The sequence below is a fragment of the Halalkalibacter sp. HAAS-P014 genome, from assembly GCF_056619965.1.
On sequence record NZ_JBWQTV010000006.1, the window covers coordinates 417,485 to 428,053 of the forward strand.

Annotated in this window: 7 protein-coding genes and 6 tRNA genes; 2 read left to right on the forward strand and 11 right to left on the reverse strand. The window is 37.4% G+C overall.

Annotation, left to right across the window (positions count from 1 at the left end):
• Window positions 1-681: 681 nt before the first annotated feature.
• Window positions 682-2,490 (forward strand): sulfatase-like hydrolase/transferase, encoded by a 1,809-nt coding sequence (locus AC1FXZ_RS06730; RefSeq protein ID WP_480051944.1) that lies wholly within the window; start codon window positions 682-684, stop codon window positions 2,488-2,490.
• A 171-nt stretch (window positions 2,491-2,661) separates the two neighbouring features.
• Here AC1FXZ_RS06730 and AC1FXZ_RS06735 read toward each other — a convergent pair whose 3' ends face one another.
• The 5 genes from AC1FXZ_RS06735 to AC1FXZ_RS06755 form a co-directional block, all read right to left on the reverse strand.
• Window positions 2,662-2,952, reverse strand: a complete 291-nt coding sequence (locus AC1FXZ_RS06735) for an RNA polymerase alpha subunit C-terminal domain-containing protein (protein WP_480051945.1) — start codon at window positions 2,950-2,952, stop codon at window positions 2,662-2,664.
• Window positions 2,953-3,198: 246 nt separating this feature from the next.
• Window positions 3,199-3,669, reverse strand: a complete 471-nt coding sequence (locus AC1FXZ_RS06740) for a hypothetical protein (protein ID WP_480051946.1) — start codon at window positions 3,667-3,669, stop codon at window positions 3,199-3,201.
• A gap of 87 nt (window positions 3,670-3,756) precedes the next feature.
• Window positions 3,757-4,080, reverse strand: coding sequence for a pyrophosphohydrolase domain-containing protein (locus AC1FXZ_RS06745; RefSeq protein ID WP_480051947.1), 324 nt, complete (start codon window positions 4,078-4,080; stop codon window positions 3,757-3,759).
• 15 nt (window positions 4,081-4,095) lie between these two features.
• Window positions 4,096-5,880, reverse strand: coding sequence for a DUF262 domain-containing protein (locus tag AC1FXZ_RS06750; RefSeq protein WP_480051948.1), 1,785 nt, complete (start codon window positions 5,878-5,880; stop codon window positions 4,096-4,098).
• A 263-nt stretch (window positions 5,881-6,143) separates the two neighbouring features.
• Window positions 6,144-8,192, reverse strand: a complete 2,049-nt coding sequence (locus AC1FXZ_RS06755; RefSeq protein ID WP_480051949.1) for a 3-hydroxyacyl-CoA dehydrogenase/enoyl-CoA hydratase family protein — start codon at window positions 8,190-8,192, stop codon at window positions 6,144-6,146.
• Window positions 8,193-8,797: 605 nt separating this feature from the next.
• On the opposite strand from AC1FXZ_RS06755, the gene AC1FXZ_RS06760 reads away from it, so the two are divergent.
• Window positions 8,798-9,295, forward strand: coding sequence for a competence protein ComK (locus AC1FXZ_RS06760; protein ID WP_480051950.1), 498 nt, complete (start codon window positions 8,798-8,800; stop codon window positions 9,293-9,295).
• Between the two features lie 291 nt (window positions 9,296-9,586).
• Here the strand turns inward: AC1FXZ_RS06760 and AC1FXZ_RS06765 are convergent.
• The 6 genes from AC1FXZ_RS06765 to AC1FXZ_RS06790 all read right to left on the reverse strand — a co-directional run bounded on the left by AC1FXZ_RS06765 (window position 9,587) and on the right by AC1FXZ_RS06790 (window position 10,427).
• Window positions 9,587-9,662, reverse strand: a tRNA-Lys gene (locus AC1FXZ_RS06765).
• Window positions 9,663-9,840: 178 nt separating this feature from the next.
• Window positions 9,841-9,925: transfer RNA gene (locus AC1FXZ_RS06770), tRNA-Leu, on the reverse strand.
• Between the two features lie 16 nt (window positions 9,926-9,941).
• Window positions 9,942-10,017, reverse strand: a tRNA-Thr gene (locus tag AC1FXZ_RS06775).
• 7 nt (window positions 10,018-10,024) lie between these two features.
• Window positions 10,025-10,101: transfer RNA gene (locus tag AC1FXZ_RS06780), tRNA-Asp, on the reverse strand.
• Between the two features lie 11 nt (window positions 10,102-10,112).
• A tRNA-Met gene (locus AC1FXZ_RS06785) sits at window positions 10,113-10,186 on the reverse strand.
• A gap of 165 nt (window positions 10,187-10,351) precedes the next feature.
• Window positions 10,352-10,427 (reverse strand) — tRNA-Val (locus tag AC1FXZ_RS06790).
• Window positions 10,428-10,569 lie beyond the last annotated feature (142 nt).

The window sequence follows — 10,569 nt, forward strand, 5'->3', positions numbered from 1 at the left end:
GAAGTAAATATGATCTAGAATAATCACAACATAGCTACTCGATAGAACTTAATTGATAGGGAATATATAAAAAGTAACGTCCCTATTACACTATACAACGCACAAAATAAACCTGATAAAATTCCTACCATCGACTCGGGGATTGGAAACGTTACATTTTCGTTAATTTGCAATATATTCTGCATACGAATTGACATCTGAATATTATGAGTTATCCAAAATTTTTACTTACCAACTGTTATTTTAAATAACTCTTTTCTTAAAGCGATCTTAAATACAATTAGTGGATAGGAAATAATCCTATCCACTAATCCTATTTGGCTTCACTTGCCTGAGTGACAGGCTAGAATTTATAACAACGAAGTTTATTCCTTTGTCTCTTTCGGCATTGAAAGGATAATGGCAATGTTCTGGATTAATTATTAATAAATTATTTTTCACACGTAATCGAGCTATCAATCTGGAAGTTTATGAAGTCTAAGGATAAACCTGAAAAGATGAGCAGAGGCTTAATTTGTCATTGTTTGAAAATCTATTGCTTGAACGATAGTTAAGCGAGTGCCTCTATGGATATAGGAAAAGATGTCACTTTTTCATTTTCTACAAGGATATCCAATCATATTGCCACTACCCTACATACAATAAAGAACCACAACTTGAGCACCATAGGAGGGCGACACTTTGACTAAACATAAATCCCCACCAAATCATTCAACGAAAAAAAATAAAAGACCAAATTTCCTTGTTATTCTTGTTGATGAGGAACGATTTCCAACGGTTTATGAAAACGAAGAGCTAAAAAATTGGCGCAAAAAACACTTGAAGACACATGAGCTTTTACGAGAAAATGGGATGACATTTTTAAATCATTATATTGGAAGTACAGCTTGTTCACCGAGTAGAACCACGCTTTACACTGGCCAGTACCCTTCCCTGCACGGGGTTACTCAAACGACAGGTGCAGCGAAAGGAGCTTTTGATCCAGATGTATACTGGCTTGATCACAATACAGTCCCTACTTTAGGTGACTATTTTCGTTCTGCAGGTTATCAAACGTTTTGGAAAGGGAAATGGCATGCTTCTGATGAGGACGTAATTGTTCCAGCAAGTCATAAAGCAATGTTAAGCTATGACCCGACAACTGGAGTTCCGGATCCTGAAAAACAACAGCTTTATTCTAATGCAAATCGGCTTGATTCCTATGGCTTTGATGGGTGGATTGGCCCTGAACCACATGGATCAAATCCCCGAAATTCAGCTTCGTCCGCGGCGAATGGGGTAAGCGGCCGTGATGTCGTTTATTCTGAAGAGGTTGTTCAATTAATTAACTCCCTCGAAGAAGAAGCTCATGACAATAATCACAACCCTTGGTTAATTGTTTCATCGTTTGTCAATCCGCACGACATTACCCTGTTTGGGCTATTCACACAATTACTACCAACATTTAATTTTCCTGTAGATCCTTCCGTCCCAGCTATACCGCAAGCCCCAACAGCAAATGAAGACCTACTTACTAAGCCATCAGCCCAGCGTAATTACCGAGACGTGTATCAACAGGCATTACAACCTACATTAGATACACCTTTTTACAGACAACTATACTATTCACTTCATAAGCAGGTTGATGATGAAATGTATAAAGTATTTACCGCTCTTAAGCAGTCGGTTTTCTATGAAGATACAATCGTGTTATTTACTGCAGACCATGGTAGTCTCGTTGGGGCCCATGGAGGGTTATTTCAAAAATGGCATAATGCTTATGAGGAAGCACTTCATGTTCCACTCATTATACACAGTCCTAAACGCTTTGCTGGCTGTAAAGAAACGGATATGCTAACAAGTCATGTCGACATTGTTCCCACGTTATTAGGGCTTGCAAGCATTGATATTCAAGAAGCACAAGAGAAACTGAAAAAAGATCATTCAGAGGTCCGTCCCCTAGTAGGGCGTGACCTAACTTCATTAATAAACGGAAATCCAAAGTTTGCTCGAGGGAATGAGGCTCTTTACTTTATGACAGATGATGAATTTTCAAAAGGCTTAAATCAATACACACTAACTGGCCAACCATATGAAGCCGTTATTCAGCCTAATCATTTAGAAACGGTCATTGTCAGATTACCAACAGGTGATTCGAACTCGCAGGAGATTTGGAAGTTCACTCGTTATTTCGATAATCGACAATTTTGGAGTGACCCAGGCGTTGAAGATGTTGAAACAGTCCAGAAAAAAGCCACAGATGTTTCAGAGGGTCTTCAGGCTGCTCTTTGTATCACAACCACCAAAACTCAGCCAGTCCCAGATCAATTCGAATTATATAATCTAACGAAAGATCCAATAGAAGAAATAAACCTTGCACACCCTACACATGAAACACCTGAAACAAAAATAATTCAAAAGCTTTTAACAGGAATTCTTCAAGAACAACGTAGACAAAAAAGACTTACTCCTTCTAGTGGTACGGTTTCAGGAAAACCTTCATGTGGTTAATGACATAAGGTTATTCCTGTTTCATAATTAAATAGTATTTGCTGGTTATTTTCTACTAACTAACACTTGTTTTTCCGGATGAATCATGAAATAGCCTTACACTGGCTCTTTCATGATTCATCTTGTGTCCGGGAGCATTCAAGCACTATTGATTGATAGGAAATCACATTATTATTCTTTAAATGATAAACCAACCTCTTCTAATGAAGTTCTCATAGTTGGTAAGGAAGCTGGTCCAATGCCATGGATTTTTAGAATTTCTTTTTCCGTGTACTTAGAGAGTTTGTGTAAAGTATCAACCCCTTCGTAAACTAAGGCACTTCTAGCAGGTGAACTTAGTTTCGATAGGAAGCCACTATCAGGTTTATTCTCTTTATCGCAAGTAGGACAACTTGGACAGTTACTACTTTTGTAATACTTATGCCCTTTTTCACAAACTCTTAAGCTTTTTTCTGCTTTCAATATAACACCTCCTTCTGATTTTTGTATCCAATTTAACATACTTCTTAGAAATAAAGCCTGCAAAATGTTGTATGTTCCTATTAAACAATCCTGCTCTTTGCTTAGTACATCCTTTCACAAAGTCACTTAAAAATAAAGATAATTATTGCGCAGTATGGTCTACGAAGCAATTCGTTCTCCTAGATAAACTGACAAACGTTTCGCAAGAATTGATAATACTTATTCTTTTGATGTATGTTTACAACATTAAACTGCTGTCGTATTATGATCAAAAGCGTAGAAACTCCCTCCAGTATCGCCATAAAGAGCACCATACACATTTTCTTTCATAGTTGATTTCCCTTTAGTTACAAGTTTCAATTGAATACTGTCATCAATTTTATCAAAACTAAATTCAGATGGGATTCCATACGCTGTCTGGACTTCTTTAATGACCGTCACAACTCGCGCATTTTTCCCTCTATTTTGTTTAATTAGATCGTGGTGGACAATTAAGTTCCAGTAAATCTTGGTGAATGAATAGGCTAGTCGGTCATAAGTTAACTCGAACTTGTCATTTACTTGATATAAATTTTCAATTAATGATTTTATTAAGGCGCACTTATATGTAGAGGATTTTACCGATTTACTTGATAACACAATCGTAAAGGTTCTCCATATGTCTTCTTCTGTTAAGTACGTTTCGCTTAGCTCCCCCACTTTAAGCTTATGACTCATTTTACTCCCCCTTAATAAACGATAAGAGTACACCACCTATCTAATAGGCAGTATACTCCTTATAAGTACTTGTTAAAACAAGCACTGCTAGTCATTTACATCAATTAATTTAATTCTTTTCTCAAAGCCATCACGCTCTTGCTGCTTGCTTTGTCTGACACGTTCAAGTTCTTCTGGTTCAACTCCGTCTACACGGGCAAAAGCATATACGACCTCTAAGAGATCAGCCATTTCTTCGACTCGCTCTCTCGTTGTTTCAGCTTGTAAGAGTTCATCGAGCTCTTCTTTTATTTTCGAACACAGTTCCTGTTCATAAGTCTGTTTGTTTAATACTTCCGTTCGAAACTGCTTGCCACTTTTTTCGATGATTTCAGGAATTTTGTCTCGGACAAGTTTATTATATACAGGCATCAGTGCACCCCCTTTTTACGAGAATGACCACAACCTAACAGCCTTATCACTAAACGCCAACGAACGTTCTACAACCTGTTCAAACTTAAAATTTGTATACATTGCAACTTCTTTTGTTAATTTAATATTGGATTTTTTATATTCCATTACTTTGCTTTCGAACGGATTGTTTGACGCACTTATGTTCAATGATTTAGCCAAAAGTGTAAGATTGCCGATTCTGTTTACATATTCTTTATGCTTCTCTTTAGCATTCTCCCCAAGATATTTCTCCCAGTCGCCGAATTCATTCTTTGATTTTTTTGTTGTGATTTTTTGAGGGATAATATGTTCCAAGTGAAGGTCGATTCCAGAAGTGAGTATATACTCCCCTCTGTCGTCGATCAAGTCATATTCAAATTGTTCCAGAACATATTTCGCTCTTCCTTCGTTATTTCTAAAACTGTACTTAGTAAACTTTTCTTTAAACTCGTTATCTCCCGGCAGATGTTTACTTAATTGATTTTTCACATTTGCAACAATGTCTTCATTTTCTACATTTACTAAACTTGAGAATATTGCGTCGAGTTCTCCTGTTCTATACTCGCAAATATGTCTTCTGAGCATAAATGTCTCAATGAGTTGCAGAATTTCTATCTTATCTTTGTCACTGACATCACGTTGAAATAAATCCAGCAAAAAGATATACGATGGAAAAGATTTTATTTTCATCAGGTTATTAAGATGCTTATTAAACTCTTTGTTGGAGAACGTGCGATTGCGAATCTGGCTATAAACAGTTGAGGCATTACGTAGCTGTTTTACGAATTCGGTAATTGAAATTTTATTATCTGTACCACTTTCCGTCTCTTCCTGACCCTCTATATCCAGTGACTGATCTTCGGATACATCATCATCCGTAACCGTAAGTGGTTCTTCGTAATCACTATATTCATTTAAATTTTCAGCTTCAATTACTGAACGAAAGTAAAGGCTTTTGAATTCTCCAATGATATTTGTACCTGTTATTTTTCTTTTTAGGACATACGACAGATATTGTCTAAAGAAATCATCTGTTTTAATACCATCAAGATTCTTGATAATGTTTGTCCAGTATCCTTTTACTTTTTCTAAATTATCGTCACCGAGTAAAGAAGCATGTCCTAAAAGGAAATTCTTAATGATATCAGTCGGACTTAACCTAAGTCCTCGGTTATTAATCGTTTCGAACAATTTATAAGCATCTTTTGCACTGGCAACATCTAACCGGATGATATACGTATTGCTTCTTAGCTTATGTTCAAATTCATATAATTCTTGCAAACTAAATTTATTTAGTTCTTGCGTAAAAAAGTAGTTTGCTTCTAAAATTTTTTCGTTTTTAATCGTATCGAGATCTTCGCTCGTTAAAAACTTCAAATAATCAACGTCATCTAGATCTCCTAAAATGAGTTTTCGTTTCGGAACCCGATCAATTCCTTTACACGTTAACAGACCTTCAAGTTCATTATGTACTTCTTCTACTTCTAATTCTTTGAACTTCTCGGACAATGCCTTTATTAAAATGGTTAACGTGGTTGTTCGCTGCTGACCGTCAACAAGCTCTAACTCGTTAATGCCGACAGAATAATTTGAAGTCAAACATAGGATATTCCCAAGTAGATGTGACTCATCCTGATTTAATAACTTAATATCGTGAAATAGATCAGCCCACTGCTTTTCTCCCCAAGAATATCTTCGTTGATAAGCCGGAATAATAAACTGTTCATTGCTGCTTCCAAGCAATTGATTGATCGTGAGTGTTGTTGGTGTTATTTTCATTTTTCTCCCTCTCATTTGTTCAAAGATTGCAATATATTTGGACTAGAATTACTTTACTAAGCCAAACTAGAACGTTCCATTTTTGGGTATTACTACACAAACTACCTTACCAATTATACTACAATTTGTTAATTTTATAGAATTAGGAAATGGATAAAGGGAGTGAGCAATTCAGCCCACTCCCCTATTATCAATTACAAATTATTTATGAGGTGGCCTTATACCTCATAAATTCCAAAGCATTTACCGTTTTCCTACTTCTGTTACACTGTTGCTTTTTTAAAGGTTGGACGTTCACCACGCATAGAAGCACTTAAACCATTTAATGCATCTTCCGTTTCAAAGATTTTAACTAGATAGCTTAATTCGAGTTCGATGCCCTCATCAATCGTTAACTCTGATTGTTTGTTAATTAACTCGTTAATTGTTTCTAAAGCAATTGGCCCTTTGTAAGAAATAACCTTCTTCATTTTCTCTGCAAACTTTTCACTTACACCTAGTGGCTGTTCGCCATTAAACATTCTCTTAACATTTTCTTCGGAGAACGTGTCTACCATTTCATTAAACGCTGAAGGGATTTCTCTAGCCGCATATTTGTCTACCTTTCCATTGGCTACAATCTTTTCAATTGTTGCCTCAATGGCCTCCATCTCTGTCAATTCAGTAACAATTCCTAGATCTTTGGCCATTGTTGCCGGCAATGGTCTTCCAGCTAATACAAAATACTTGGCTAATTCCTTACCAACATGCTTATTAATTCGAAGCATTCCACCTAATCCTGGATAAATTCCTAAACCACTTTCAGGGAAAGCCATCGATCCTTGGCTAGTTGCAACAATCGCTTGGCAAGATAGCGCCAGTTCACTGCCTCCACCTAGAGAAAGTCCATCTAATACCGCAATCGTCACTTTATCAGATGTTTCAAACCTTCTTAATAATTCATGTCCTTTACGTGTGAATGCGACATTTTTATCAATTTCATTGCTTTTAATGCACTCAATAAAGAAATTAATATCCGCACCGGCAATGAAAGCCTTACCGGCACCTTGAATGGCAATTCCTTTTACAACAGGATCTTTCTCAGCTTGGTCGAATGCTTTCTCCAATTGATCCACTACTACCGGGTTCAATGCATTCATGGCTTCAGGGCGGTTAATCGTAATGTAGGCAATGTCATTTTTCATTTCAAGATCAACATAGTTGAACGCAAACGGCTGATTCTTTTCGGCCTGTTCTTTTAATACATTCGGAACATGAAAACCTTCACGTTTGGCATTGAGTTCTTTTACCATTTCATATGCTTTCTTAGCACCAACCTTATTGATTAATTCAAACGGTCCGAGCTTCCACTTTAATCCGATCTTTGCCCCACGGTCTGTATCCTCAATACTTGCTACACCTTCGTCAACTTGTGCACCGGCAACACCAAAAACGGTTGCATAAAGGTGGCGATTAATTTCTGCAAATTTGCTTTCATCTATTGAACCACTAAGATCCCAATTTTGTTTCATTTCTGTTTGTTTTGTGAGCAATTCACTAGGTGCATAGAATTCACTAATTTCTTTTGCTAAATACGTGCATGAATGCTCTGCAATCGGAACACCTGTGACATTCATTAATTCAAACGGACCCATTCCGATTTCAAAACCTTGCTTGGCAGCAGCATCAATCGTTGGAATATTCGCTACACCTTCTTCCAATAAATGAACCGATTCATTCAAGAACGGTACAAAATAACGGTTGACAGCAAATCCTGGCGAGTCTTTTACGACAATACAAGTTTTATTGTGAAGTTTTCCAATTAATAATGTTGTTTCAACTGTTTCTTTGCTTGTTTCTTGGTGTGGGATGACCTCTACCAATCTATTTTTTGCTGGATGATAGAAATAGTGCAATCCGATCACTTTTTCTGGACGCTTCGTGAATTTTGCTAAATCTTTAACATATAGGCTTGATGTGTTCGTCGCAAAAATTGTTTTTTCATCACAAATACTATCAAGTTTTTGAAAAACACTGCCCTTTACATTCAAATCTTCAAATACTGCTTCAACTACTAGATCTGCATCCTTTAAAGCTTCATAAGATGAAGTTGCATGAAGCCTGCTCATGACCTCTGCTACTTGGTCCTTAGTAAAGATTCCACGTTCCACTCCCTCTTCAAGAGTGTTTCTAACAATTGAAACCCCTCTTTCTACCTGCTCTTCGGTTATATCAACTAACGTAACATCTAATCCTTCTTGCGCCATTTTTTGAGCAATTCCAGACCCCATGTTTCCTGCCCCTATCACTCCAACTTTAAAAGACTTTGCCATGTTTCTTTCTTCCTTTCCTTCCTAAATTAGATGAATATCCATTCGTCTTCATCCGAGTGTTTAAATTGTAATACCTTATTCAGATTTCAGTTTTGTAACAATTAAATTTGTAAGCCTTATCAAAATAGTAAAAGCTTAGAAAAATCAGCTTACTATTATTATAAAAGGACGAATCCTTTGACAACATATTCACCGTGTAGGAAAATCAATTAATTTTTACTACAAAATGTAAGAAACCCTCTAAGGGGAGCAGGCTCATTACAGCCTGCTCCCCGATCATCATTACGAATTATTTATGCGTTTTGCTTCTACGTTAATATTGCTATTTTCAAAGTATGGCATAACCTGTATTGCAGCTAGCTAAAGCGTGTAGTAAAACATATTTTTAGTACAATTATAATTTCATGTAAGCATTTCTTCCTAAACAGTTGAATGAAGCTTTGATTAATATATTCTTTAAGTAAAGAAGGGAGAAAAGAACTAGATTTTAGATGCACCTATCTACTTATAAATTTGATACTTTTTGAAAGAGGGTTTTGTACTGAAGTTATTCTTTGTTACAGCATTTCTTTGTAAATATATTTCATTAGAGGAGATGATTAAAGATGAATGAACAAATCTTAACAAACTATGAGGTTAACGAAGAAACAATAGCATTATTGCCTGCTTATCATACTGATTATGATACGATCGTGTTAGAACGAGATCAAGAGTACTTTGTAAGAAAACCATCTTTTCAATTAATTAAAGAGGCTTGTTTAGAAGGTGGCGCAGGTTATGAAGGAAGGAAAACAGCTGTAAGTCATAAAGTAGGGATCGTGAACAAAATACCAATTCCAGTTAATCCACTTGAGGAAATTTATGCCTTCCCTACCCACTCACCAAAACAACATGAATGCAGTTGGCTTTTCTATCATCACATTAAATCTATCAACCCTAATCCAAGTGCGCCACTACACTCCTATGTTACGTTTAAAAATTACAAAAAAATTCCTTTAGCTGTTTCCTATCATTCACTTTTAAAACAGATGCAGAGAACAGCTTTTTGTATGATTCGGTTCTCCAATCGTATGTATGTTAATCCACCTCAACTTCGAACTTAATTATCTTTGATAGTTATTAGTAAAATTTATTAATGAGAAGTAACTCTATTGAGGGAATAATTGAAGATTCGAGACAATCGCACAGATCTTTATAAATAAAAACTTCAATTATAAGGTTTACTGTTCTGATCATCATATAAGTGTTCAATAACAGCACTAAGAAATGCTCCCATTGAAAATTGGAGGTATTTCTTAGTGGCTATAAACTAGCTACCCCCGTACTTTACTTGCCAAACAAAAAAAGACCAACGACCGTTGACCTTTGATATATGTATGTATATTTTAGTAAAATGGTGAGCCATGAAGGACTCGAACCTTCGACCCTCTGATTAAAAGTCAGATGCTCTACCAACTGAGCTAATGGCTCTTGCAGATATTTCATTGAAGGATTTCATGATGCCTACGGACGATGCTCTGCTCCGTGGTCCTACCTGTTCTTTCCTCTTCTAGTAACACTCTGTTGCCGGCTGCGTCAGAACAACTCGTAGATGTTCAAGTAGCTTTGCTCGTAACTGAGCTAATCGCTCTTGATATTATGTAAGAAATGGTGCGGGTGAAGGGAGTCGAACCCCCACGTCATAAGACACTAGATCCTAAGTCTAGCGCGTCTGCCAATTCCGCCACACCCGCATTTCTATGAAAATAATGGTGCCGGCCAGAGGACTTGAACCCCCAACCTACTGATTACAAGTCAGTTGCTCTACCAATTGAGCTAGGCCGGCATAAAAGTGGCGGTCCGGACGGGACTCGAACCCGCGACCTCCTGCGTGACAGGCAGGCATTCTAACCAACTGAACTACCGGACCATTTTTTGGTATTGCGGGGGACGGATTTGAACCGCCGACCTTCGGGTTATGAGCCCGACGAGCTACCAGACTGCTCCACCCCGCGTCGTTATATAGTATTCGGATGATGCTGTTTCGAAGAAGTTGTCTCTTCCTCTTCCAGTTTTGCGTTGCAGTATATGCGTCGAGACATGTCGTTGTTACTTCGACGATGTTTCGCTCCATGCTCCACCCCGCGTCGTTATCTAATAAATTGCCGATGATATGTTTATGGTGGAGGATGACGGGATCGAACCGCCGACCCCCTGCTTGTAAGGCAGGTGCTCTCCCAGCTGAGCTAATCCTCCGTTTTGGATGTAAGAGGTAGGATGTTAGAAAAGTCTTTCTTCTAACTTCTTACTTCTAATCTCTATCTTCTAGAATGGTGACCCGTACGGGATTCGAACCCGTGTTACCGCCGTGAAAGGGCGGTGTCTTAACCGCTTGACC

Coding starts and splice junctions, on each gene's coding strand:
- AC1FXZ_RS06740 (WP_480051946.1), bottom strand. CDS start 3,669: ATGAGTCATAAGCTTAAAGTGGGGGAGCTAAGCGAAACGTACTTAACA.
- AC1FXZ_RS06745 (WP_480051947.1), bottom strand. CDS start 4,080: ATGCCTGTATATAATAAACTTGTCCGAGACAAAATTCCTGAAATCATC.
- AC1FXZ_RS06750 (WP_480051948.1), bottom strand. CDS start 5,880: ATGAAAATAACACCAACAACACTCACGATCAATCAATTGCTTGGAAGC.
- AC1FXZ_RS06755 (WP_480051949.1), bottom strand. CDS start 8,192: ATGGCAAAGTCTTTTAAAGTTGGAGTGATAGGGGCAGGAAACATGGGG.
- AC1FXZ_RS06760 (WP_480051950.1), top strand. CDS start 8,798: ATGAATGAACAAATCTTAACAAACTATGAGGTTAACGAAGAAACAATA.